At 74.8% G+C, this 22,367-nt stretch carries 22 protein-coding genes; 10 read left to right on the top strand and 12 right to left on the bottom strand.

The window, feature by feature from the left end; translation table 11 throughout:
* The first annotated feature begins 42 nt into the window (after positions 1-42).
* Positions 43-1,263: a basic secretory family protein gene (locus LPA27_RS08385; protein WP_228942160.1), complete on the top strand. Its 1,221-nt coding sequence runs from the start codon at positions 43-45 to the stop codon at positions 1,261-1,263.
* A 107-nt stretch (positions 1,264-1,370) separates the two neighbouring features.
* On the opposite strand, the gene LPA27_RS08380 is transcribed toward LPA27_RS08385, so the two are convergent.
* The 10 genes from LPA27_RS08380 to LPA27_RS08335 form a co-directional block, all read right to left on the bottom strand.
* A complete protein-coding gene (locus LPA27_RS08380) occupies positions 1,371-1,565 on the bottom strand; it encodes a Flp family type IVb pilin (protein WP_228942159.1) in 195 nt (64 codons plus the stop codon).
* Positions 1,566-1,569: 4 nt separating this feature from the next.
* Positions 1,570-1,797, bottom strand: coding sequence for a Flp family type IVb pilin (locus LPA27_RS08375; protein ID WP_228942158.1), 228 nt, complete (start codon positions 1,795-1,797; stop codon positions 1,570-1,572).
* Between the two features lie 174 nt (positions 1,798-1,971).
* Entirely contained in the window at positions 1,972-2,628 is a 657-nt protein-coding gene (locus LPA27_RS08370) for a response regulator transcription factor (protein ID WP_056862464.1), read from the bottom strand.
* Positions 2,625-4,235, bottom strand: a complete 1,611-nt coding sequence (locus tag LPA27_RS08365; RefSeq protein ID WP_228942157.1) for a sensor histidine kinase — start codon at positions 4,233-4,235, stop codon at positions 2,625-2,627. Before LPA27_RS08365 ends, LPA27_RS08370 begins: the two co-directional genes overlap by 4 nt.
* 13 nt (positions 4,236-4,248) lie before the next feature.
* The gene (locus LPA27_RS08360; protein WP_056904549.1) at positions 4,249-5,169 is read right to left on the bottom strand and encodes a type II secretion system F family protein; all 921 of its coding nucleotides are present in this window, start codon (positions 5,167-5,169) and stop codon (positions 4,249-4,251) included.
* A 1-nt stretch (position 5,170) separates the two neighbouring features.
* Positions 5,171-7,147, bottom strand: coding sequence for a type II secretion system F family protein (locus LPA27_RS08355; protein ID WP_228942156.1), 1,977 nt, complete (start codon positions 7,145-7,147; stop codon positions 5,171-5,173).
* A 38-nt stretch (positions 7,148-7,185) separates the two neighbouring features.
* Positions 7,186-8,772 (bottom strand): CpaF family protein, encoded by a 1,587-nt coding sequence (locus LPA27_RS08350; protein WP_228942155.1) that lies wholly within the window; start codon positions 8,770-8,772, stop codon positions 7,186-7,188.
* A 4-nt stretch (positions 8,773-8,776) separates the two neighbouring features.
* Entirely contained in the window at positions 8,777-9,970 is a 1,194-nt protein-coding gene (locus LPA27_RS08345; RefSeq protein WP_228942154.1) for an AAA family ATPase, read from the bottom strand.
* Between the two features lie 4 nt (positions 9,971-9,974).
* Complete coding sequence (cpaB, locus tag LPA27_RS08340; protein ID WP_228942153.1) at positions 9,975-10,712, bottom strand: Flp pilus assembly protein CpaB; 738 nt, start codon at positions 10,710-10,712, stop codon at positions 9,975-9,977.
* A 558-nt stretch (positions 10,713-11,270) separates the two neighbouring features.
* Entirely contained in the window at positions 11,271-13,064 is a 1,794-nt protein-coding gene (locus LPA27_RS08335; protein WP_056862470.1) for an AMP-dependent synthetase/ligase, read from the bottom strand.
* 298 nt (positions 13,065-13,362) lie between these two features.
* On the opposite strand from LPA27_RS08335, the gene LPA27_RS08330 reads away from it, so the two are divergent.
* The 5 genes from LPA27_RS08330 to LPA27_RS08310 are packed head-to-tail and all read left to right on the top strand — an operon-like array spanning position 13,363 to position 17,607.
* The gene (locus LPA27_RS08330; protein ID WP_056862471.1) at positions 13,363-13,803 is read left to right on the top strand and encodes an SRPBCC family protein; all 441 of its coding nucleotides are present in this window, start codon (positions 13,363-13,365) and stop codon (positions 13,801-13,803) included.
* Between the two features lie 13 nt (positions 13,804-13,816).
* Positions 13,817-15,025, top strand: a complete 1,209-nt coding sequence (locus LPA27_RS08325) for an ArsA family ATPase (protein WP_228942152.1) — start codon at positions 13,817-13,819, stop codon at positions 15,023-15,025.
* A complete protein-coding gene (locus LPA27_RS19255; RefSeq protein ID WP_267477196.1) occupies positions 15,022-15,681 on the top strand; it encodes a hypothetical protein in 660 nt (219 codons plus the stop codon). The genes LPA27_RS08325 and LPA27_RS19255 overlap by 4 nt, the downstream gene beginning before the upstream one ends.
* The gene (locus LPA27_RS08315; protein ID WP_228942151.1) at positions 15,678-16,619 is read left to right on the top strand and encodes an ROK family glucokinase; all 942 of its coding nucleotides are present in this window, start codon (positions 15,678-15,680) and stop codon (positions 16,617-16,619) included. Before LPA27_RS19255 ends, LPA27_RS08315 begins: the two co-directional genes overlap by 4 nt.
* 1 nt (position 16,620) lies before the next feature.
* Positions 16,621-17,607 (top strand): ROK family protein, encoded by a 987-nt coding sequence (locus LPA27_RS08310; RefSeq protein WP_228942150.1) that lies wholly within the window; start codon positions 16,621-16,623, stop codon positions 17,605-17,607.
* A gap of 33 nt (positions 17,608-17,640) precedes the next feature.
* Here LPA27_RS08310 and LPA27_RS08305 read toward each other — a convergent pair whose 3' ends face one another.
* Positions 17,641-18,150, bottom strand: a complete 510-nt coding sequence (locus tag LPA27_RS08305) for a hypothetical protein (RefSeq protein WP_228942149.1) — start codon at positions 18,148-18,150, stop codon at positions 17,641-17,643.
* Between the two features lie 18 nt (positions 18,151-18,168).
* Entirely contained in the window at positions 18,169-18,963 is a 795-nt protein-coding gene (locus LPA27_RS08300; RefSeq protein ID WP_228942148.1) for an alpha/beta hydrolase, read from the bottom strand.
* Between the two features lie 113 nt (positions 18,964-19,076).
* Here LPA27_RS08300 and LPA27_RS08295 point away from each other — a divergent pair, with 113 nt between their 5' ends.
* The 4 genes from LPA27_RS08295 (at position 19,077) to LPA27_RS08280 (ending at position 22,277) form a co-directional block, all read left to right on the top strand.
* On the top strand, positions 19,077-19,838 hold the full coding sequence (locus tag LPA27_RS08295; RefSeq protein WP_056862476.1) for a lysophospholipid acyltransferase family protein: 762 nt from the start codon (positions 19,077-19,079) through the stop codon (positions 19,836-19,838).
* 19 nt (positions 19,839-19,857) lie between these two features.
* Positions 19,858-21,042 (top strand): MacS family sensor histidine kinase, encoded by a 1,185-nt coding sequence (macS, locus tag LPA27_RS08290; RefSeq protein ID WP_228942147.1) that lies wholly within the window; start codon positions 19,858-19,860, stop codon positions 21,040-21,042.
* Entirely contained in the window at positions 21,039-21,545 is a 507-nt protein-coding gene (locus tag LPA27_RS08285) for a flavin reductase family protein (RefSeq protein WP_056904540.1), read from the top strand. The genes macS and LPA27_RS08285 overlap by 4 nt, the downstream gene beginning before the upstream one ends.
* Positions 21,546-21,614: 69 nt before the next feature.
* Positions 21,615-22,277: a response regulator gene (locus LPA27_RS08280; RefSeq protein ID WP_056862479.1), complete on the top strand. Its 663-nt coding sequence runs from the start codon at positions 21,615-21,617 to the stop codon at positions 22,275-22,277.
* Positions 22,278-22,367: the final 90 nt, after the last annotated feature.

Below are 22,367 nucleotides of genomic sequence, written 5' to 3'. Positions count from 1 at the left end.
ACCGACGCCCCGACCTCGAAGGCCGGTCGCCCACGCACGTGGGTGGCCGGCCTTTCGCTGTGCGTGCTGGTGCTCGCCGGGCTCGCGGTGTGGCGGGTCGCCGACTCGCCCTACGTCGCACCGGCCGGTCCCGACCCGGCCGCGGCGGGGGAGGCCGAGCCCGGCCTGGCCACCGCGGCGCTGCAGCGGCTGCAGCAGGCGATCGCGACCGGCGACGCCGCGGCGGCGGCCGCCCTGGCCCCCGGTGACGACCCGGCCGCGGCGGAGCGCCTGCGTGCCGCGGTCGACAACGCGGACGCCCTGCGGCTCACCGGCGTGACGCTGCGATACGTCGAGCAGGCGAGCGCGGTCGACGCGGCCGGCACCTGGTCGGCGGCGGTCGAGGTGACCTGGCGCCTGCGCGGCTTCGACCCGGCGCCCGCCCGCACCGAGGTGGCGTTCACGCTGCGGGCCGAGCCCGACCGCGTCGCCCTCGTCTCGGCCGGGGGAGGGGGCCTGCGCACACCGCTGTGGCTCGCCGAGCCGCTGCGGGTGGCCCGCACCCCCGACACGCTGGTGATGGTCGCCGGCGACGCCGCCGAGCTGCGCGAGTACGCCGCCCTGGCGCGCCGCGCCGTGCCGGTGGTCGCGCGCGTGGTGCCCGCCGAGCGCAGCCGCCTGGTGGTCGAGGTGCCCGCCAGCGCCGACCAGCTCGACGCGCTCCTCGACGTGCCCGCCGGCACCTACGCCGGCGTCGCCGCGGTGACCGCCCCCGTCGACGGCCGTGACGAGCCGGGCGGCCCGCTGCACGTCTTCGTCAACCCCGAGGAGATGTCGGGACTGCGCCCGACCGGCGCCCAGGTGGTGATGAGCCACGAGGCCACCCACGCGGTCACCGACGCCCCCACCAGCCGGGCGCCGCTCTGGCTGGTGGAGGGCTTCGCCGACTACGTCGCCCTGCGCGACGTCGACCTCCCCCTCGCCACGACCGCGGCACAGGCCATCGCCCGGGTGCGGCGAGAGGGTCTGCCGGCGGCCCTGCCCGGCACCGACGACTTCGACGTCGCGCAGACCCACCTCGGGGCGACCTACGAGAGCGCCTGGCTGGCCTGCCGGGTCGTCGCCGAGCAGGCTGGCCAGCAGGCGCTCGTGCGGCTCTACGAGGCCACCAGCCGCGGCGAGGACCTCGGCGCGACCCTGAGGCGGGTGTCGGGCCTCGACGTCGGGAGCCTCACGCAGGACTGGCGGCGCGAGCTGCGGGCCCTCGCCGACGCCTCCGGCTGACAACGAGACGTCGTCGGACGCGGAGCAGCCCCCGTCGACCACCGCTGTGGTCGACGGGGGCTGCTCGTCCCTCCCCGTGTCGGGGTCGTGCCGTGCTGGGTGCGGCCTCAGCAGCCGTCGGTCGCTGAGGCGGTGCTCGTGCTGACGGTGTCGCAGGTGTCCCCGAAGAGTCCGTCGACACCGCCGCCGAAGGCGAAGACCGCGGCGGCCACGAGGGCGGCGATGCCGGAGATCAGCAGCCCGTACTCGACGGCTGAAGCGCCGAGGTCAGCGAGCCTGTCGGTGGCCCGAGCCTCGCGCACCTTGTCAGCCGCCAGCGGGGGCAGGTCCGTCGCAGTCCGCAGCGGCGCCGCCGATGTCTCCGCAGGTGTCCTCGAAGATGCCGCTGATGGTGCCGCCGAAGGCGAAGACCACCACGACGATGAGGGCCGCGATGCCGGCGATGAGCAGGCCGTACTCCACGGCGGAGGCGCCGCGCTCGTCGTCGCGGTCGATGCGCAGGGCGTTGAGCAGGATGCTCAGGTAGGTGATCATGTTGGGGCTCCCATGTGGTCCGTGGATCTGAGGTCGAGGTCGGGGGACCTCACACCACTGATCCTGCTAGGGATCGCGCGCCGCCGGATCGGCCCACCGCTCCGACCCGGGTAGTCCCTTCGGACTACCTCTCCGCACCGCCCGCCGCGGGCCCATGGCCCGGCCGGCGGAGCCTCAGGACCGTCCGCCCGGGGCGATGCTCGACAGCAGGCCGATCCGCATGGCGGTGACGAGGGCCTGGGCGCGGTTGGCGGCGCCGAGCTTCTGGTAGATCCGCGCGATGTGGGACTTGGCGGTCGACTCGCTGAGGTAGAGCTTGTCGCCGATGGCGGCGGCCCCCAGGCCGTCGGCGAGCAGCAGCAGCACCTCGTGCTCGCGGTCGGTGAGGCGGGTCGACTCCGCGGCCGTGCGGCGCATCATGGCGCCGACCAGACCGGTGCACACGAAGGATCGCGGGGAGACCTTGGCGTGCCGCGCGGCGCGGATGACCTCGGCCGACGGGGCGTCCTTGCCGACGAAGCCCGAGGCGCCGGCCTCCATGGCGGCGAAGATCTGGTCGTCGCCGGAGTGCATGGTCAGCACGACCAGCCCGACGGTGGTGCTCTGCTTGCGCACCGCGCGCACGACGTCGAGGCCGGTGCCGTCCTGCAGCTGGAGGTCGGTGACCACCACGTCGGGCGCCAGGGTGTCGAAGGAGGCGATGGCCTCGCTGACCGTGGCGGCCACCCCGGCGATGGTCATGTCGGCCTCGAGCTCGAAGACGCCGGAGAGTCCGGTGCGGATGAGCTCGTGGTCGTCCACCAGCAGGACACGGATCGGCTGGTCGGTCATGCCCTCACTGTAGTGGTGCTCACGGGCTCGCTGTCTGCCGCCGGGCCCGAGGGCTGGGACGAGTCCTGCGGCGCCGGCCGGTCGCCGAGGCTCACCCGCACGCCGACGCCGCCGCCGGGGAGGTCCTCGACGGTGAGGTCGGCCCCGACCAGGCGGGCCCGCTCGCGCATGATGCCGAGGCCGAAGGAGTCGGTGCGGGGCTCGCCGAGGCCGCGGCCGTCGTCGACCACGCTGATCGACGCGCGCGGCGGGTGGACCTGGCAGTGCACGCGCACGGTGGTGCAGCGGGCGTGCTTGACCGCGTTGTTGACGGCCTCCTGGGTGATGCGGAAGAGCTCGGCCTCGACCTCCGGGCGCAGCCGGCCGGTGTGCTCGTCGAGGGTGACCTCGATGGCCAGGCCCGAGACCTCGCTGAGGTTGCGCGCGATCGCCCCGATCGCGGCGCCGAGGCTCTCGCTCTCGCCGACCGTGGTGCGCAGGTTGATGACCGAGCGGCGCACGTCGGCGACGATCGCGCTGATCCGCTCGCGCAGCATCTCGATCCGCTCGGCCTGCTGGGGGTCGGCGGGCCGGGCGGCCAGGGCGTCGACGACGTAGCCCAGGGAGGCGATCTCCTGGGCCACCCCGTCGTGCATCTCGCGGGAGAGCCGGCGGCGCTCGTCGGCGGTGGCGGCGTCGCGGAAGGAGGCGAAGAGCAGGGCGGTGTCGAGGTGCACCGCGCTGGGGCCGAGCCCGCGGGCCAGGCCCACCAGGCGGTCGCGCAGGTCGAGCGGCACCGGGTCGAGCCGCTCCGAGAGCGTGCCGGCGACGATGCCGGCGACGCCCGCGCCGGTGGAGAGCGGGAAGGCGAAGGAGCGGCCCTCCACCAGGATCGCCGCTCCCGCCCAGGAGCGCTCGGCGCGCAGCTCGCTGTCGCCGAGGTCCTCGCCCTCGAGCGAGCGGGTGAGCAGCGGGGTGAGGCCGTCGCCGCGGGGCACGTAGAGCACGAGGGTCGAGGTGGGAATCTCGTCGCGCACCCCGCTGAGGATGGCCCCGCCCAGGGCGTTGGGGTCGAGGCCGGAGCTGAAGCCGCCGCTGAGGTCGATGAGCTGGCGCAGCAGCTCCTGGGCGAAGCGGTAGGGCTCCAAGGGGTCGTTGGTGCGGGCGATGGAGGAGCGCAGGAAGGTCGCGATCAGGCCGAGCCCGAGGCCGGTGATGGTCCAGGTGACGATGCTGAAGGCCTCGTCGCCACTCGCGCCGCCGTGGAGCAGCTGCACCGCGGCCAGCAGGGCCGCCAGCTCGACGCCCAGGGCCACCGCGGTGCCGACCAGCCCGCGGCTCAGCCCGGCGACGAAGGGCGGCACGGCGAGGATGCCGAGGATCGCGATGGTGCCCGGCAGGCCGTAGCCGGCGGCCACGCCCACCGCCAGCGCCTCGACCACCATCAGCGGCGGCGACGACCCGGCGCTGCGCCGCTCGGCCAGGCTCGCCAGGAGCCAGGCCAGTCCCGCCACGACCAGGGCGTAGGCGGCAGCCGACCCTCGCCCCTGGGAGACGGGGACCAGCAGGGCCACCAGCACGAAGGCTCGTGCGGCGGCGCTGATGGAGAGCGGCTGGAGGTCCTTCACCGGGGGCGGCCCACTAGAAGTTGTCCATGATGCTGATGACGGCCGGGCCCATGACGGCAATGAAGAGGCAGGGCAGGATGCAGAAGATCAGCGGCACCGTGATCTTCACCGGCACCTGCTGGGCCTTCTCCTCCGCGCGCTGGCGGCGCTTCACGCGCATCTCGCTGGACTGCACGCGCAGCACCTGGGCGACGGGGATGCCGAACGAGTCGGCCTGGACCATGGCACTGACGAAGGATTGCAGATCGTCGACGTCGGTGCGCTCCGACAGGCCGCGCAGGGCCGCCGAGCGCCCCTGGCCGATCTGCATCTCCTTGAGCACGCGGGCGAACTCGTCGGCCAGCGGACCCTCGGTGTTGCGGGCGACCTGCTGGAGCGCGGCGTCGAAGCCGAGGCCCGACTCGACGCTGATCGTCATCAGGTCGATGGCGTCGGGCAGCTCGCGCAGGATCTGCGCCGAGCGGTCGTAGGTCTTCTGGTAGAGGTAGAGGTTGGGGCCGAGGAAGCCGAGCACCAGAGCGCCGAGACCGACGCCGAGCAGCACCCCCAGCGAGGCGCCGAGGAGCAGGGCGACCAGCACGCCCACCACGAGCCCGGCCACGGCGCCGAGCACCTTGGCCGAGACGACCTTGTCGACGGTGAGACCGGCGGGGTTGCCGGCGAGGTCGAGCTTGCGCCGGATCCGCTCGGCGGCGTCGGCGCCGGTGATCCTGCGGCCGACCACGAGGGCCCGGGCCCGCAGCGGGTCGAGGACCCGCTCGGCGAAGGGCCGATCGATCTCCTCGGTGAGGACCTTCGGAGCATCGGTCATGGCCTCGAGCACGGCGAGGGAGCGGGTGACCCCGGCCGACTCGGCGTCGGTGCGCAGGGCGGCACCGACGAGGACGAGGGAGACCGCCACCAGCACGACCCCGAGCAGGAAGACCATGGTCATCTCACACCTCCACCTTGATCAGCCGGCTCATCCAGAACACGCCCAGACCCAGGATGAGCCCGGCGCCGCCCAACATCAACCACCCCAGGGGCTCGGTGAACATCGGCTTGACGTAGTCGCCGTTGGTGAGCACGAGGTAGACCATGAACAGCGGCGGGAGCAGCCCGAGCACCCACGCGGAGAGCTTGCCCTCGGCGGCGAGCGCGGCGACCTGGCGGCGCATGTACTCCCGCTCGCGCATCGTGCCGGCGACGGTGTCGAGCAGCTCGGCGAGGTTGCCGCCGACCTGGCGCTGGATGCGGATGGCCATGACGACCCACTCGAAGTCCTTGCTCTCGAAGCGCTCGGCGACGCTCTCGAGCGCCTCCTCCAGGCTCACCCCGAGCCGCACCTCGACCAGCACGCGGCGGAACTCCGAGGCGACGGGGTCGACGCCCTCGCGCACGATGGTGTCGACCGACTGCGCCAGCGAGAGCCCCGCCGACAGCGAGCCCGACATGAGCTGCAGCGTGTCGGGCAGCGCGCTGTTGAAGGCCTTGCGGCGCCGCGAGCGCCGGACGCCGAGGTAGATCCAGGGCCCGAGCACGCCCAGGGCGAGGAAGAGCAGGCCGACGACGAGGCTGCCCTGGCCGAGCAGCAGCCCCATCAGGCCGGCCGCGAGCACGATGCCGGTGTGCACCAGCAGCCACTCGGCGGCCTTGAGGTCGCTGCCGGCCCCGTCGAGGCGCACGGCGATGCGGGCCTCCAGCCCCTTGTTGCGGCGCAGCACCTTGCCGGCGGCGTCCTTGGCCTGCTGGAGGGCCTGGTCGGGGTCGACCTTGGGCACCGCCGGCAGCCGGGACCCGCCGGAGGTGCTCGCGGTGTAGGACTCGACCCGCTCGGCGGCGGTCATCGGCGCGGCTGGTCGCGGCACCAGCAGGACGACGAGACCGACGAGGCCGACGCCGAGGGCGCCGACGCCGGCGTACATGGTCCAGGCCGGGGCGACCCAGCCGCTGTCGTCGACGACGGACGCGTCGAGGCCGGCGCTCCCGGGCGCGGCCGCGCTGGCGGCGCTGACGGTGGTGAAGGCCTCGGCGACGACCTCGCCCTGCGGTGTCGGCAGGGCGATCCGCAGCTCGGCCTCGGTGGCGGCGAGGTCGGCCGGTGCGGTGAGGCTGACCAGCACCTGGCGGTCGAGGGCGTCGGCCTCCTCGGCGAAGGCGGCGCGCAGCGCGTCGCTGTCGGCGGCCACGACCCGGCCCTGCCCGGCCCGCGAGAGGGTCTGGAGCACCTTCTCCTGGGCGGAGCCCTGCTCGAGGGCGATGACGTCGACCAGCACGCCGGAGTCCTCGACGGCGGCGGCGACGTCGTCGATGTCGGTCTCGGAGGTGTCGGCGCCGTCGGAGAGCACGAGCAGCTTGCGCTGGCCCTCGTCGCCGGCCATGGCGACGCCGCCGAGGACGCCGTCGTAGAGCAGGGTCCGGCGCGAGAGGGAGAGGCCCTCGACGACGGCGCGGGCGGCGTCGCGGTCGAGGGTCGGCTCGAGCGCCGCGGTGACCTCGCCGGAGAAGGCGACGACCCCCACCAGGACGTCGTCGGGTGCGCTGTCGAGGAAGGTGAGCGCGGCCTGCCGGGCCGCGGCGAACCGCTCCCCGGCCATCGAGTTGCTGGTGTCGACCACGAGGACCGCCGTGCGCCGCACCGCGCCGGAGCTGCCCGCGGGCTGGGCGGTGGCCTCGACCGCGGTGCCGTCGACGGTCACCGAGACGCCGCCGAGGTCGACGTCGCTGTCGGGCGGCACCGAGACGAGCACCTCGGCGCCGTCGTCGCGGGGCTCGACGTGCGAGATCGTGGCCTCGGACGCGCCAGGGGAGCCGCCGATGGAACCGGGGGCGGAGCCGGCGGCCAGGGCCGGACCGGCGGCCCCCAGGCCCAGGGTCGCCGCGACGGCGAGCAGGGCGGCGCCCCACAGCAGGTGCCGGGGCTGTGACCGCACCGCGGTCGCGCCGGGCCCGGTCGGGGAGTGCGGGCGCATCAGATCCGGTCCGTCGCGAAGAGCACCGGGTCGACGGTGACGTTGGCGTAGGCCATCTTGTCGAGGAACTTCGGGCGCAGCCCGGTGGGACGCATCCGGCCCAGGGTGCGGCCGTCGTGGTCGAAGCCCATGGCGTTGTCGAAGACGAAGATGTCCTGCAGCGTGATGACGTCGCCCTCCATGCGCTCCACCTCGGTGATGTGGGTGATGCGGCGGGTGCCGTCCTTGAAGCGGGTCTGGTGCACGATCAGGTCCACCGCCGAGGCGACCTGCTCGCGGATGGCGCGCACGGGCAGGTCCATGCCGGCCATCAGCACCATGGTCTCCATGCGGGCCAGCGTGTCGCGCGGTCCGTTGGAGTGCAGGGTGCAGATCGAGCCGTCGTGGCCGGTGTTCATGGCCTGGAGCATGTCGAGGGCGGAGGCGTCGCGGACCTCGCCGACGATGATGCGGTCGGGGCGCATGCGCAGGCTGTTCTTGACCAGGTCGCGGATCGTGACCGCGCCCTTGCCCTCGATGTTGGCCGGGCGCGACTCCAGCCGCACGACGTGGTCCTGCTTGAGCTGGAGCTCGGCGGCGTCCTCGATGGTGACGATGCGCTCGTCGTCGGGGATGAAGGACGACAGCACGTTGAGCGTGGTCGTCTTGCCGGCGCCGGTGCTGCCGGAGACGATGACGTTGAGCCGACCGCGCACGCAGGCGTCGAGGAAGTCGGCGGTGTGGGGGCTCAGCGAGCCGAAGCGGATGAGGTCGTCGACCGTGAGCGGGTCGGCGGCGAACTTGCGGATGGTCAGCGCCGAGCCGTCGACGGCCAGGGGCGGCACCACGGCGTTGACGCGGCTGCCGTCGGGCAGACGGGCGTCGACCATGGGGCTCGACTCGTCGACGCGCCGGCCGATGCGGGAGACGATCTTGTCGATGGTGCGGCGCAGGTGGTCCTCGTCGGCGAACTGGGCCGTGGCCGGCACCAGCCGGCCGCCCTTCTCCAGCCAGATCGAGTCGTGGCCGTTGACCATGACCTCCGAGACGTCGGGGTCGCGCAAGTAGGGCTCGATCGGTCCGTAGCCCAGGATGTCGTCGCTGATCTCCTGGGTGACGCGGGCGCGGTCGCTGCTGCTGAGCGGGCGGTCCTGGGCCCCCAGCACCTCGGCGAGCACGGCGCGCACGCGCTGGTCGAGCTCGTCCTGGTCCATGTCGGAGGCGTAGAGGTGGGGCCCCAGCTGCTTGAGCAGCTCGACGTGGACGTTGCTCTTGAGCTCCTCGATCCGGTCGCCCTGCTGCGAGGCGAGCGTACGCCGGGCAGCGGCGCCCACCGAGGGCTGCTCGGCGGGCGCCGGTCGCCGGGTGGTGAGGGCCGAGCCGGCCGTGGCGGACGACGCCGCGGCCGCGGCGGCCGCCTGCACGCTGGCCTCCGGGGTCACCGCGCCGACCGGGCCGCGGTGGCGGGCCGGCTGCGGCGCGCCGGACTCCTCAGCGGTCCGCCCCGGTGCGACCTCGGTGGTCGTGGTGGACGTCGTGGTGCTGGATCCGGCGGGGGACCCGGACGCGCGGCGGGCCGCGGCGAGACGGTCGGCGAGGGTGCTCATCGCGTCATCTCCTGATCCGGAAGCGGGCCTTCGCGGCGGTGGGCTCGGCGGGGGCACCCGTCGACGCGGTCGCCGGGGTGGCGGCCCGGTCGTCGGCGTCGCCGACGAGCTCCGCGGCGAGGGCGAGGATCGCGGTGCTGGACTGGTGGTCGGGGGAGCCGACCACGATCGGGGTGCCAGCGTTGGTGGCCGCCGCGATGTCCATCGAGGTGGCGATCTGCGCCGCGACCGGCATGCCCAGGATGGTCTCCACCTTCTCGGCGCTGATGCCGACGGCGTCGTCGGCGCGGTTGAGCAGCAGGTGGCGGTGGCCCGGAGCGATGTCGAGCATCTCGAGGGTCTCCAGGGCGACCTTGACGTTCTTCAGCGTCGGCACGTCGAGGGTGGCCACGACGACGCACTCGTCGGTCTCGTCGAGCGCGGTGAGGACCTGCTCGTCGAAGGACGGCGCGGTGTCGACGACGACGTAGTCGAAGCCCTCGCGCAGGGTGCGCAGGATGCGGGCCACCAGCAGCGGCGTGACCCGCTCGCGCACGTCGGGGTGGGCGGGCGCGGCGAGCACCATGAGCGAGTCGCGGTGGCGGGTGAGCAGCCCGTCGAGCAGGGTGAGGTCGAGGCTGTCCTCGGAGCCGATGGCGTGCTCGAGGGAGTGGCTGGGGAAGAGCTGCATGGTGATCGCCACGTCGCCGAAGGCGAGGTCGAGGTCGACCAGGCAGACGCGGCGGGCGCCGCCGTCGTTGAGCGCCAGGGCGAGGTTGACCGCCATGGTCGTCTTGCCGACGCCGCCCTTGGGGGAGAAGACGGTGACGACCTTGCCCACCTGCGTGGCCCCGGCGGGGCCGCGCAGGGCGACGAAGAGCTGGTGGGCGCGGGCGACGGCCGAGGTGAGCGACTCCAGGTCGCCCTCGGGCACCACGTCGCGCGCGCCGGCCTTCATGGCCTGGGTGAGCATCGTGGTGTCGAGCTCGCCGAGCACGAGCACCACGCTGACGGTGGGGCGGGAGGTGCGCAGCTGCTCGCACACGTCGAGGGCGTCGACCAGCTTGAGGCCGGGGCCGAGCACGACGACGTACTCGTCGTGGTGCTGGGCCAGCCAGGCCGCCATGCGGTCGGTGGTGTCGAGGGCCTGGCTGCCCGCGGGCAGTGCCGGGAGCAGGGCGGCCAGGACGGCGGGGTCGGGGTCGACGACTACGGGCACGTCGTCACCCGAAGAGGTTCTCGGCGGTGACGCCCGGGTCGGCCTTGAGGTTGGCCTCGGGGGTCAGCAGCGCGAAGGTCAGCTCCCCGGAGCCCTGGGCGAACAGGATGCGCTGGGCCTGCGCCTGGTCGACGGCGAGGGTGAGCAGCGTGTTGGGCACCTGCTCCGCCGGCGCGGGGGCCTCCTGCCCGTCGGCGGCGGCGGCCACGCTGACCGGGGTGGTGGAGCCGACGCCCAGGACGGTGGCACGCGTCATCAGCGTGCGGGTGAACTGCTGGCCGGCCGGGTCGGTGCCGTTGTAGATGATGGCCACCTCCGAGCCGGGGGTGATGAAGCCGGCGACCCGGGCGGGGTCGGTGAGGTTGACCGAGACCGCGATCTTGCCCGGCGGGATGGTGAGCGGCGACTCGCCGGCCGCGGTGGCCCCGAGCTTCTGCGGCACGATCTGCTCACCGGGGTAGATCGTGGTGAGGGCGACCAGGTCGGCGACGTCGGTGGCCTCGCTCAGCGCCCCGGGCAGGATCTGCCCCTCGGCGACGGCCTCGCGCGACAGCTTGCCGCTGTCGAGGGCCTGGCGCACGGTCTCCCCGCGCTCGATCTGGGTGTTGGCGACCAGGACGTCCTGGGTCGCGAACTGCGCCTCGGCCCGGTTGTCGGCTCCCTGCACGTAGAGGAACACCAGCACCGTGCCCAGGGCGGCCACCACGGCCGCGACCACCAGGAGCACCCTGCGTCGGTCCATCGTCGGTGACCTCTCCTCGGCTCAGACGGGACCGCCCTCGGGCCCCGTGCACCGGCGCCCGGGCCGATCCGGCCCTGGCGCCCCTCCGCGACTCATGCTAGGGACGCGCCGGCGGTGCATCTGGCTTTTCGGTCAATCGCCACCGCTGCTGAGCAAAAGGCCCCGCCGTCTCGTCGGGTGGGACCCCGGGTGCTCGTGGGGCGCCTGGGACGCCTCGGACACCCGTGGGCTCGGCTGACGGGTGCGTGGATCGCGCAATTGCGCGGGGTGGGGGGAGCGGTGGGGTGGTGGGGGCCGGGCTTTGCGTGGTTGGTGCGGGGTGGGGGCCGGCTTGGTGGTCGAAGTGGCGCAGAGCTCGCCGTGCGTCAGCCGTGCCGTCGTTGCGGCGGCGCAATTGCGTGATCCGGGTGCGTGGATCGCGCAATTGCGCAGAGGGCGAGGCGGCACGGGCTGGGTCACCCGTCCTGCGACCGGTGGCCCGCTGCCGAGGGGGCGGGCCCCGGGGAAGAAGGGAACCCGGCCCTGAGCCGCGCCGGTCGGATGCGCCGGTCGGATGCGTCAGGAGTAGAGCGCGTCCACCTCGGCGCGCAGCTCGCGCATGACGACGTTGCGCTTGAGCTTGAGGCTCGGGGTGAGCTGGCCGCCCTCCTCGGTCCACTCCTCGGTGAGCACGCGGAACTTGCGGATCGACTCCGCCTTCGAGACCGCCTTGTTGGCCTCCTCGACGCCGGCCTCGATCTCCGCCTGGAGGTCGGGGTCGTCGACGAGCGCCTCGACACCGCCGGACTTGCCGTGGGTCTGGGCCCAGGCGGCCAGCGACTCGGGGTCGAGGGTGACGAGGGCGCCGATGAAGGGCTGGCCGTCGCCGACCACGATGCACTGGTCGACCAGGGGGTGGGCCCGCAGCCGGTCCTCCAGCACCGCGGGAGCGACGTTCTTGCCGCCGGCGGTCACCAGGATCTCCTTCTTGCGCCCGGTGATCCGCACGAAGCCCTCGTCGTCGACCTCGCCGACGTCGCCGGTGTGGAACCAGCCGTCGCGCTCGAGCGACTCGGCGGTGGCGGCCTCGTTGCGCCAGTAGCCGGCGAACACCTGGCCGCCCCGGAAGAGCAGCTCGCCGTCGTCGGCCACGCGCACGGCCGTGCCGGGCAGCGGGCGACCCACCGTGCCGATCTTGGCGGCGTCGGGCAGGTTGACGGTGAGCGCCGCGGTGGTCTCGGTGAGGCCGTAGCCCTCGAGCACGGTGAGGCCGATCCCGCGGTAGAAGTGGCCCAGCCGCTCGCCCAGCGGCGCCCCGCCCGACACGGCGTGGGTGCACTCCCCGCCGAGGGCGGCCCGCAGCTTGGCGTAGACGAGCCGGGAGAAGACGGCGTGGCGGGCCTTGACCGCCAGCGACGGGCGGCCCCTGTCGAGGCCGCGGGAGTAGGCGATGGCGGTCTCGGCGGCCTTGTCGAAGATCGCGCCGCGGCCGTCGGCGGCCGCCTTCTGCGAGGCGGTGTTGAAGACCTTCTCGAAGACGCGGGGCACGGCGAGGATGAAGGTGGGGCGGAAGACCTGGAGGTCGTCGAGCAGGTGCGTGATGTCGGCGCTGTGGCCCAGCCGGGTGCGCGACTTGACCGCGCCGACCTGGATGATCCGGGCGAAGACGTGGGCCAGCGGCAGGAAGAGCAGGGTCGAGGCGCCCTCGGCCTCGAAGAGCCGCTCGAGCTCGTCGACGGCCACGCCCAGCTCGAACATGAAGTTGCCGTGGGTGAGCATGCAGCCCTTGGGCCGCCCGGTGGTGCCGGAGGTGTAGATCAGGGTCGCCAGGTCCAGCGGCGTCGCCGCCGTACGTCGTGCCTCCAGCTCGGCGTCGGTGACGTCGCCGCCGAGGCGGGTGAGCACGTCGACGGCGTTGTCGGTGATCGACCAGACGTGGACGAGGTCCTCCAGGTCGCGGCGCACGGCGCTCACGCGGGCGACGTGGGCGCTGGTCTCCGCCACGACCGCGCGGGCCCCGGAGTCGTGCAGGATCCAGGCGACCTGCTCCTCGGAGGAGGTCTCGTAGACCGGCACGGTGACGGCGCCGGCGAACCAGATCGCGTAGTCGAGCAGCGTCCACTCGTAGCGGGTCTTGGAGATCAGCGCGACGCGGTCGCCGGCCTCGATCCCGGCGGCGACCAGGCCCTTGGCGACGCCGCGGACCTCGGCGAGGAACGTGGCCGCGGTGACGTCGGCCCACCCCGACCCGTCGGGGGCGGGCCGGCTGAAGACGACCGCGTCGGGGGCCTCGGCGGCGTTGCGCACGACGTCGTCGGTGAGGTTGCCGGTCGCGGGGACCTCGATGGTCAGGGGCGTGGAGAACTCACGCACGGTGCCTCCTGTGGGGTGCTGGCGGGGGTCCGGAGCGGATCCGGAGCGGGCGGTCGTCGGCCGTCCGGGCGCGACCGCGAGGAGGTCGGTCCCGGCGCAGGTTACCGCTGGGGGCGGCAGGCGCGGCATCCGGTACGCTCGCGAATCGACCTGCCCCCGTCACCGGCGTGCCCCGTGGCGGACCTGCCAGGTCGACGTGCGGCCGCCGGGTCGCCCGGATCCCACCCGGCCGAGGCGCCCGCCACCGGCCGAGCCCCAGACCAAGCCGCAAGAACGCCGTAGGAACAAGGAGGCTCGCGTGGCCGAGCAGACCACGTCGTCGATCGTGATCGACGCCGCGCCGGCCGACGTCATGGCGGTGATCGCCGACTTCCCGTCGTACCCCGCCTGGGCCAAGGGCGTGAAGACGGTCGAGGTCGTCGAGCCCGGCAGCGGCGACCGGGCCGCGCAGGTCTTCTTCGTCCTCGACGTCGCCCCGATCAAGGACGAGTACACCCTGGCCTACACCTGGTCGGGCGACCGCGAGGTCACCTGGACCCTGGTCGAGGGCAAGATGCTGCGCTCCCTCGACGGTGCCTACACCCTGCGTGCCCTGCCCGGCGGCTCCACCGAGGTCACCTACCGCCTCGCCCTGGACGTCACCATCCCGCTCATCGGCATGCTCAAGCGCCGCGGCGAGAAGATCCTCATCGACACGGCGCTGAAGGGCTTGAAGAAGCGCGTCGAGTCGATCGCCTGACCGGGACGCACCAGTGCGCATCCTGCTGTTCACCGGCAAGGGCGGCGTGGGCAAGTCGACCGTCGCCGCCGGCACGGCCGCCCGTGCCGCCGCCGAGGGTCACCGCACCCTGCTGCTCTCCACCGACGGCGCCCACTCGCTGGCCGACGCCTTCGGTGTGGCGGTGGGCAGCGAGCCGACCGAGGTCGCGCCGCACCTGAGCGTGCAGCAGGTCGACGCGCAGCTGCGCTTCCAGCAGTCCTGGGTGGAGGTGCAGGGCTACCTGCTCTCCGTGCTCGACCGCGCCGGCGTCGACGCGGTCACCGCCGAGGAGCTCACCGTGGTGCCCGGCGCCGAGGAGGTGCTGGCGCTGCTCGAGCTGCGCACCCAGGCCCTCACCGGCGAGTGGGACGTCGTGGTCGTCGACTGCGCGCCCACCGCCGAGACCCTGCGGCTGCTGGCCCTGCCGGAGGCGCTGGGGTGGTACGTCGAGCGCGCGCTGCCCGCCGACCGGCGCCTGGTGCGCGCGCTGCGCCCCGTGCTGACCCGCGCGGCGGGCGTGCCGCTGCCCGCCGACTCCGTGCTGGGCGCGCTGGAGCGGCTGCACGCCGACCTGGTCGAGGTGCAGGCGCTGCTCTCGGGGCCCGAGGCCAGCGTGCGCCTCGTGCTGACCCCCGAGCAGGTGGTCGTCGCCGAGGCCCGTCGCCTCCACACCACCCTGTCGCTCTTCGGCTACCGCGTCGACGGCGTCGTGGCCAACCGCGTCTTCCCGGCCGGCGGCTCCGATGACTGGCGTGCCGGCTGGGTGCTGGCCCAGGACGACGTGCTGGCCGGCGTCCAGGAGTCCTTCGCGGGCCTCCCGGTGTGGCGCGCGGCCTACCGCGCGCAGGAGCCGGTCGGCCTCGAGGCGCTGCGCGGCCTGGCCGAGGAGCTCTACGCCGGGGACGACCCGCTCGTCGCGCCCACGGGGGCCGGCCCCTTCCGCATCACCCGCAGCAGCGACGGCGCCGTCCTGCGCCTGGCCCTGCCCGGCGCCACCCGCTCGGAGGTCGACCTGGCCCGCACCGCCGACGACCTCGTCGTGACCGTGGGGTCCTACCGCCGCCTGCTCACCCTGCCCACCGCCCTCGCGCGCCTCGACCTCGTCGGCGCGGGCGTGGTCGACGGGGAGCTGCAGGTGCGCTTCGCCGGGGCTCCCGCCGCGGCCGTGGACGTGCCCCCGCGACGGGAGCGCACGTCGTGACCGGGCCGGAGGAGCAGCCGCCGGGCGCTGCGGGCGAGCCGGACGCGAGCAGCGGGTCCGGTGAGGACGTGGGCGACGTGGCCGAGGAGGCCGCGAAGCTCATGGGCGCCCTCGCCGACTGGGCCCGCGACCAGGGCCCCGGCCTCGGCGCGGGCCTGGGCGCAGGGCTGGGCGCAGGACTGGGGTCGGGCCTCGGCGCCGGCCTCTCGGGGCTGGCCGAGCAGGTGGCCGAGCAGGCCGCCCGCGTCGGCGAGCACGTGCACCGCGGTCTCCAGGACAACCTCGCCACGGGCGCCCCCGAGTGCGCCTGGTGCCCGGTCTGCCGTGCGGTCGCCGCGGTGCGCCAGCTCAGCCCGGAGGTGCGCGCCCACCTCACCTCCGCGGCCTCCTCCCTCGTGCAGGCCGCCGCCGGGGTCCTGGCCACCCAGGTGCCCGACGACGCCGGCCCCCGCACCACGGGGGCCGACCGCTCGGAGGCCGACCCGACCGGGGCCGCGGCCGAGCGGCGCCCGTCCCGGGTGCAGCACATCGACCTCGACGACGACCCGCCCGACCCGCCCGACCCGGCCCGGCCCCCGCGGGCCGAGCAGCAGCAGGACCAGACCCCGCACAACCAGACCCGGCACCAGACCCAGCACCTCCAGGAGGACCAGTGACGCTCACGTGCGGCATCGACGTCGGCGGCACCAAGATCGCGGGAGGCGTGGTCGACGAGGACGGCAGCATCCTCGAGGAGCTGCGCGTGGTCTCCCCGGCCTCCGACGAGGAGGCCATCGAGCTGGCCATCGCCGGGCTGGTGACCGAGCTGCGCAGCCGCCACGACATCACCCGCGTGGGCGTCGGCGCCGCGGGTTACGTCGACAAGTCGCGCGCGGTGGTGATGTTCGCCCCCAACATCGCTTGGCGCCACGTCGACCTCAAGGCGGAGCTGGAGGCGCGCGTCGACCTGCCGGTGGTGATCGAGAACGACGCCAACGCCGCGGCCTGGGGCGAGTTCCGCTTCGGTGCGGGCCACGACGTCGACGACCTGCTGCTCGTCACCGTCGGCACCGGCGTCGGCGGCGGGCTGGTGCTCGACGGCCACCTGCGGCGCGGTGCCTTCGGTGTCGGCGCCGAGATCGGCCACATGCGGGTCGTGCCGGGCGGGCACCTGTGCGGCTGCGGCAACTACGGCTGCTTCGAGCAGTACGCCAGCGGCTCGGCGCTGGTGCGCGAGACCCGCGGCGCCGCCGCGGGGGGCTCGCTGCTGGCGCGCACCCTGCTCGACCGCGCCGACGGGGCGGCCGAGGCGATCACCGGCCCCCTCATCACCGAGGCCGCGCGCGAGGGCGACCCCTTCGCCGTGGAGCAGCTGGCCGACCTCGGTCGCTGGCTCGGGGAGGGCATCGCCTCGCTCACCGCCGTGCTCGACCCGGCCGTCGTGGTGATCGGCGGCGGGGTCAGCGAGGCCGGCGAGCTGTTGCTGGGCCCGATCCGCCAGGCCTTCGCGGCCAACCTCACCGGGCGCGGGCACCGCCCCAGCCTGGAGATCCGCAAGGCCCGCCTGGGCAACCGCGCGGGCCTCATCGGCGCCGCCGACCTCGCGCGCTACTGACGTGGCCCCGCCCCACGAGACGGTGTCGCACGACGGCGCCGGGCTGTTCATCGGCGTCGACGTCGGCGGCACCAAGGTGCTCGCCGCCGAGGTCGCCCCCGACGACTCCCTGCCGCGCATCGCCCGCCGCTCCACCCCGGGCCGCCGCGTCGAGGTGGGTCTGGTGGAGACCGCCCTGGACGAGGCCGTGCGCGAGGTGGCCGACGGACGGCCGGTCGCGGGGGTGGGCCTGGCCGCGGCCGGGTTCGTCGACGCGGCGGGGGAGCGGGTGATGTTCGCCCCGCACCTGCCCTGGCGCGGCGAGGACGTGCGCGCCCGGCTGGCCGCGCGCTGGGAGACCGTGGTCGCCCTCGACAACGACGCCAACTGCGCCGCGCTGGCCGAGTGCGTGGCCGGCTCCGCCCGGGGCGCCTCGGAGGCCCTGGTGGTCACGATGGGCACCGGGATCGGGGGTGCGGTCGTGCTGGGCGGGCGGGTGCACCGCGGCACCAACGGCATGGCCGGCGAGTTCGGCCACGCGCAGGTCGTGCCCGACGGTGCGCCGTGCGAGTGCGGGGGCCGGGGCTGCTGGGAGCAGTACTCCAGCGGCAACGCCCTGGTCCGCTTCGCCCGCGACCGCCTCGGCCACGAGCCCACGGTGCTCGAGGAGATGTGCGGCGGCGTGCCGGAGCGGCTGCTCGGCCCGATGGTCACCGAGGCCGCCGAGCACGGCGACCTGCTGGCCCGGCAGGCCTTCGCGTCGGTCGGCGACTGGCTCGGTGTCGGCCTGGCCAACCTCGTGGCCGCCTTCGACCCCGAGGTCGTCGTGGTCGGCGGCGGGGTCTCGGCCGCGGGCGACCGGCTGCTCGAGCCGGCCCGCTCCGCGCTGGCCCGGTCGCTGGTCGGCGCCGCCCACCGCCGCGTGCCTCCGGTGCTGCGGGCCCGCTTCGGCCCCGAGGCCGGTGTCGTCGGTGCGGCGTACCTGGCGCGCGGGGCCGCCGGAGGCTGAGGCCGTCCGGGTGCCGGCGCCCGCGGGTGGGGCTCAGACCTGGGCGCCGTCGTCCCAGGGGTCGCGGGGCTCGCGGGGCATGCGGGCCACGAGGTAGAGGAACCCGCCGATGAAGGCGGCCACCAGCAGCAGCAGCACCCAGCCGGGGAACCCGACGCCGAGCACGGTGGAGAGCAGGAGCAGGGCCACCACGACCACGGGGGCGCCGAGCACACCGACCCACGCCGCCAGGCGGTCGAGCGGCGGGCGGTCCACCGGCGGGGGCTCCGGCGGCACGAAGCGGTCCTCCGGGGTCAGCGCGAACGGGTCGCGGGGTCCCTCGACGGGGGTCTCGGGCTCCAGGCGCCACCGGCCCACGCGCTCGGCGGGAGGCTCCGGTGCGTCACCGGGGCCGGCCGCGGCGTCGTCGTGGCGCGGCCCCGCCCCCGGGAGGTCGTCGGGGTCGAGCTCGGGGCGGTCGCCGTAGTTGTCGACGATCGCGCGCCAGGCGGCGTCGTGGGGGTCGGTCGACCCGTCCTCGGCGTCGTGGGGTTCACGCTGCACCCGGCCCACGGTACGCGGTCAGCGGGCGGGTGCGGTCACCCGCTCGAGGAAGCGCAGCGTCTCCTCCACGATCCGCTGGGCGTCGTTGTCGAGCGTGGCGACGTGGTAGCTGTCCTCGAGCCGGACCAGCGTGCGGTCGGGCGAGGAGATCCGGTCCATCACGAGCGGCTCGGTGGAGTCGTCGACGACGTGGTCGACGGTGGAGCGCAGGTAGAGCAGCGGGACCGAGATGCGGGGCAGGTCGGCCACGACCCCCGGCCAGGCACGCATCATCGAGTGGGCCGCCTTGAGCGGCGTGCGGTGGTAGCCGTGCTCGTCGGTGCCGGGTCGCTTGATGTCGTTGACGATGCCGGGGAAGGACGGCACGACGTGCTTGAGCACGGGCAGCAGCCTGACGTCGAGACGCTTCGTCGCCAGCGCGGGGTTGACCACGACGACGCCGGCCACCCGGGGGTCGTCGGCGTGGTCGGCGGCCAGGCGCAGCACCAGCGCCCCGCCCATCGAGAGCCCGGCGAGCACGACGGCGTCGCAGCGCGCGGCCAGCTCCTCCAGGGTCTCCTCGAGCGCGTCGCGCCACTGCGACCAGCCGACGGTGTTGAGGTCCTGCCACGACGTGCCGTGCCCGGGCAGGCGCGGCACCTCGACGGCGTAGCCACGGGCTGCGAGCCGCTCGCCCCACGGTCGCATCGAGGCAGGGGAGCCGGTGAACCCGTGGCTGAGCAGCACCCCCACCCGGCGCCCGCCGGTGAGCTCCGGTCGCGCGGGGATCGAGAGCGGCTGCGCCTGAGGGTGGACCTGCGGCTGGGTCTCCATGGCGGCGATCATGCCCTAGTCTTCGCCTGGCGACCCGGGCCGACGGCCCCTCCAGCTGATCGGCGCTGGCGGTCGTGGTGTGACAGGCGTGCGAGGTCGGGGAGGGTGTCTCGGTGTTCTACTGGTTCCTCAAGTGGGTCGCGATCGGCCCCCTGCTCCGGGTCGTCTTCCGCCCCCAGACCTTCGGCGCCGACAACGTGCCCCCCGAGGGCCCGGCCATCCTGGCCAGCAACCACCTCTCCTACGCCGACTGGCTCTTCATGCCGCTGACCCTGCCGCGGCGGGTGACCTTCGTGGCCAAGGCGGAGTACTTCACCGGCACCGGCCTCAAGGGCTGGTTGCAGAAGACGTTCTTCTCCGGATCCGGCCAGGTCCCCATCGACCGCACCAGCGGCGACGCGGCGGCGGGCGCGCTGGCGTCGGCCAAGCGGGTGCTCGGCGAGGGCGGGCTCTTCGGCATCTACCCCGAGGGCACGCGCTCCCACGACGGCCGGCTCTACCGCGGCAAGACCGGTGTGGCCCGCCTCGCGCTCGAGACCGGGGTGCCGGTGGTCCCGGTCGCCGTCGTCGGCACCGACGTCGTGGCGCCGCCGGGCAAGAAGTTCGGCTCGTTCACCCGACCGATCGTGCGCTTCGGCCGCCCCCTGGACTTCTCGCGCTACGAGGGCCTCGAGAACGACCGCTACATCCTGCGCTCGGTCACCGACGAGATCATGTACGAGATCATGCGGCTCTCCGAGCAGGAGTACGTCGACATGTACGCCACCCGCGCCAAGGACCTGGCCAAGGAGCAGGCCAAGGACCTGGCCAAGGAGCAGGCGAGGGCGCGCGCGGAGGAGAAGGCCGCCGAGGACTCCCGGCGCCAGGCCTCCTGAGACCGGTGGGCTGAGACCGGTGGGTCCTGCGAGCGCGGCCGCGCGGGCGGTCGAGGACCGGCTGTTCCGTGCGCTCGCCGTGCTGCGGGTGGTGGTGCTGGCCAACGCGGTCGGGCTCAACCTCTACCGCGCGGAGAACTTCCAGCACCCGCGGTGGGCCGCGGCGGCGGTCGTCGCGATGGTCGTGTGGACCGGCGTGGCGCTCGCGGCGTACGCCGTGGTCCGGCGGCGCACGGCGCTGCTGCTCGTGGCCGACCTCGGGCTCGCGGTGGGCTCGCTGGCGGTGACGCCGCTGCTCAAGGGCGACGGGTTCAGCGCGTCGCTGCCCGGCTTCTGGGTGATGGGTGCCCTGCTGGCCTGGGCGGTCCACTGGCGCTGGGCCGGCGGCCTGGTCGCCGGGCTGGTGCTGGGCGGCACCGACCTGCTGGTGCGCGAGGACCTCACGCAGAACAACTACGGCAACGTCTTCCTGCTCGTCATCGGCGGCCCGATCGTGGGCTACATGTGCGGCTCGCTGCAGGAGATGGCCACCGAGCGCGACCTCGCCCAGCGCGCGGCCGCGGCCGCGGCCGAGCGCGTGCGCCTGGCGCGCGCCGTGCACGACGGCGTGCTCCAGGTGCTCGCGCTCGTGCAGCGCCGCGGTCGCGAGCTGGGCGGCGACGGCGCGCAGCTGGCCCGGCTCGCCGGGGAGCAGGAGGCGGCGCTGCGCCGGCTCGTGCAGGAGGAGGCCTCCCTGGGGCGCGGTGGTGACGGGAGCGACGGGGCCGACGGGGCGGTGCCGGGCTCCGCTGGCCCCGTGACCGTCGACCTCGCGGTCGCCCTGGCCCGCTTCGAGCAGCGGGCCGGCGTGACCGTGGTGGTGCCGGCCGAGCCGGTGCTGCTGCCCGGTCACGTCGCCGGCGAGGTCGCCGCGGCGGTGGGAGCCTGCCTCGACAACGTGGCGCGCCACGTCGGCGAGGGGGCCCCGGCCTGGGTGCTGCTCGACGACCTCGGCGCCCGGGTGGAGGTCTCGGTGCGCGACGAGGGCCCGGGCATCGCCCCCGGACGGCTGGCGAGCGCCGAGGCCGAGGGCAGGATGGGGGTGAGCGGCTCCGTCGTCGGCCGGATGGTCGACCTGGGCGGCACCGCCACGCTCAGCACCGGCGCGCACGGCACCGAGTGGGAGCTCGTCGTACGTCGCGACGCGGCGCAGGAGGACGCATGACCATCCACGACACCCATCCCTTCGCCGACCCCGATCCCGACCCCGTACGCCGCCTCCGCGGCCGCACCGGCGGCGCGGTCTCGCTGTGGACCACGGGCGCCGGGCCCGCGCGCGCCGGGCTCACCGTCAGCTCGTTCCTGGTGGCCGGGGGCGAGCCCGCCCGCGTGCTCGGGCTGGTCGACCCCGACTCCGACCTCGCCGACTCCGTCGACGTGGGCGACGCCCTCGTGGTGCAGCTGCTGGCCTGGGGCCACCGCGACCTGGCCGACCAGTTCGCCGGCACGGCGCCCGCGCCCGGAGGGCCCTTCCGGCAGGCGGCCTTCACCGAGACCGCCTGGGGGCCGCGGCTGGCCGACGTCACCACGTGGGCCGGGGTGCGGCTGGTCGCGGCGGAGCCGGCCGGCTGGTCGCGGCTGCTGACCTGCCTGGTCGAGCACGTCGAGGTGGGCGACGACGTCGAGCCGCTCGGCCACCGCCGGGGGCGCTACTCGCGGCTGGGCTGACCCTCGCGGCCCGGGGGACCCGCGGCCGACCACGCGTCAGGGCCCGCCGACCTGGGTAGGGTCCGGGCCATGGCGGAGCGAGCGGTGCGGGTGATGGTGGTCGACGACCACCCGATGTGGCGCGACGCGGTCGAGCGCGACCTGCAGGCGGCGGGCTTCGACGTGGTCGCGGTGGCCGGCACCGGGGCGGAGGCGATCGCCCGCTTCCCGGCCGCGCGCCCGCAGGTCGTGGTGCTCGACCTGCGCATCCCGGAGCCCGACGGGGTGGAGGTCACCGCCCAGGTGCTGCGCCACGACCCGTCGGCGCGCGTGCTGATCCTCTCGGCCTCCGGCGAGCAGGCCGACGTGCTCGAGGCGGTGAAGGCGGGGGCCACCGGCTACCTCGTGAAGTCGGCGTCGCGCGAGGAGCTGCTCGAGGCCGTGCGTCGGGTGGCGCGCGGCGACTCGGTCTTCACCCCCGGCCTGGCCGGACTGGTGCTGGGGGAGTTCCGGCGCATGGCCGAGGGGCCCGCCGCGCCCGACCCCTCCCGCGACGCGCTGACCGACCGCGAGACCGAGGTGCTGCGCATGGTCGCCAAGGGGCTGTCCTACAAGCAGATCGCCGAGCGCCTCGTGCTCAGCCACCGCACGGTGCAGAACCACGTGCAGAACACCCTGCGCAAGCTGCAGATGCACAACCGGGTCGAGCTGACCCGCTACGCCATCGAGCAGGGCCTCGACGACGACGGCTGAGCGACCCGTCCGCCCGCGGGCCCGCGCACCGGGCCGCCCGTCGGCGACGTCGAGGCCCCGGTGCCCGTGGGAGCCCCCGCGGGCCCCGCC

This window comes from Nocardioides sp. Leaf374, assembly GCF_916862475.1.
GTDB classification, from domain to species: domain Bacteria; phylum Actinomycetota; class Actinomycetes; order Propionibacteriales; family Nocardioidaceae; genus Nocardioides; species Nocardioides kribbensis.
Note: the sequence above shows the minus strand (reverse complement) of the source record. Positions and strands in the feature narration are given on the sequence as shown.

Bases quoted from the DNA above. Each gene is read 5' to 3' on its own strand.
- LPA27_RS08375 (WP_228942158.1), bottom strand. From the start codon at position 1,797: ATGATCACCTACCTGAGCATCCTGCTCAACGCCCTGCGCATCGACCGC.
- LPA27_RS08370 (WP_056862464.1), bottom strand. From the start codon at position 2,628: ATGACCGACCAGCCGATCCGTGTCCTGCTGGTGGACGACCACGAGCTC.
- LPA27_RS08360 (WP_056904549.1), bottom strand. From the start codon at position 5,169: ATGACCATGGTCTTCCTGCTCGGGGTCGTGCTGGTGGCGGTCTCCCTC.
- LPA27_RS08350 (WP_228942155.1), bottom strand. From the start codon at position 8,772: ATGAGCACCCTCGCCGACCGTCTCGCCGCGGCCCGCCGCGCGTCCGGG.
- cpaB (WP_228942153.1), bottom strand. From the start codon at position 10,712: ATGGACCGACGCAGGGTGCTCCTGGTGGTCGCGGCCGTGGTGGCCGCC.
- LPA27_RS08300 (WP_228942148.1), bottom strand. From the start codon at position 18,963: ATGGAGACCCAGCCGCAGGTCCACCCTCAGGCGCAGCCGCTCTCGATC.
- LPA27_RS08285 (WP_056904540.1), top strand. From the start codon at position 21,039: ATGACCATCCACGACACCCATCCCTTCGCCGACCCCGATCCCGACCCC.
- LPA27_RS08280 (WP_056862479.1), top strand. From the start codon at position 21,615: ATGGCGGAGCGAGCGGTGCGGGTGATGGTGGTCGACGACCACCCGATG.